The 1,302-nt window shown below is 64.2% G+C and carries 1 protein-coding gene; it reads right to left on the reverse strand.

From position 1 onward, the window contains the following. Positions 1 to 1,164: LLM class flavin-dependent oxidoreductase (locus ABT116_RS47095; protein ID WP_351647517.1), on the reverse strand; the 1,164-nt coding region annotated here is incomplete at its 3' end. Between the last annotated feature and the right edge of the window lie 138 nt (positions 1,165 to 1,302).

Here is a 1,302-nt window from a genome sequence, read left to right on the forward strand (position 1 = left end):
GTGGCCAACATGGGCTACGCCGTCACCGTGTTCCTCGCCACGCTCCAGTTGCAGCAGGTGAGAGGCCTGTCCTTCTGTGGTGGCCTTCTCTTCCTTGCGGATCCGACCCTCGGGATCGACCAGGTGCAGGAGATGCTCGCCCGCCCGGTGCAGCTCTTCGATGTGTGGCCGACCCGACAGGACGAAACCGTCCACGCCGAGATCTCGATACGACGAGAGTCGCTGTGCCACTTCCTCGTAGCTTCCGACAAGACCGATGCTGTGCTCGTAGCCGATGCGGTCGAATCCGGACCAGAGGATGCCGCCCCGATCGATCTCGAACGCAGTGGAATCGGATTCTCTCAGTTGCCGTTCGACGCGAGCCCAGGCTTCGTCGGCTGTCTCCCTCGCGATGATCGGGATGCGCAGCACCTTCTCGACAGTCCTGCCGAGTTCGGACGCTCGGTCGTCGAGGGCCGTGATCCGCGTCGAGAGCTCGTCACCGGCGAGCGTGAACTGATGGACGTCGCCGTGGTGAGCGGACAGTTCCAGAGCTTCCGGTGAGTCCCCGGTCAGATGCACTCGGGGAAAAGGGAGTCCCGACAAGATGCCTCGGAATCCGCCGCCGAGCACGTCGTAGTATTCGCCGTCGAAGTCGTAACCCGTGCCACCGAATCCGCCTGGCAGAATTTGTTCCTCGTTCCATACGCCACGGGCGACGGTCAGGAACTCCGCGGCGCGCGCGTAGCGGTCGGCTCCTCGAACCACGTCTCCGCGAGCGGTGGCATCTTCGGCGTCAGTATCGACCTTCACTCGCCACTCGAGACGACCTGCCGACAGACGCTGAAGTGTCGCGGACATTTTGGCGGCGTAGACAGGAGTGCCGAAAGTGGGATGAAATTCCACGACCACTCGCGAATGACGCGTCTGACGTAGTGCGGCGGCGGCAACGATCCAGGATTCTTCCCCATTCGGATCGTACGGTGCGACAACGCCGTCGACGCCAGACAGTTCGGCGGCGAGAACGATCTGCGCCAGTTCGTCGAAGGGCCCGAAGTTTCCGGGGCGAACATCGGTCGCGATTGTGGTGGGGCGTTGTGCGCCGAATCCGCCTCGACTGTTCGGTGCGGCCACTGCCCGGCGTCCGTCGCCGCGCGAGGGTAGCTCCCAGTAGACCTCGGTCATTTGAGTGTGTCTTTCTGAGCGGCGACAAGTGCGCGTGCCTGTTCGAGGGGTTCGGGCGCCACCCAGGACTGCAGGTCGAAGTCGCAGCGCCGGTACGCCGCCGAGCTGCTGGATTCCGGCGACGGCACGGGCGTCGGC

It is taken from the genome of Streptomyces sp. NPDC002130 (assembly GCF_040296465.1).
GTDB lineage: Bacteria > Actinomycetota > Actinomycetes > Streptomycetales > Streptomycetaceae > Streptomyces.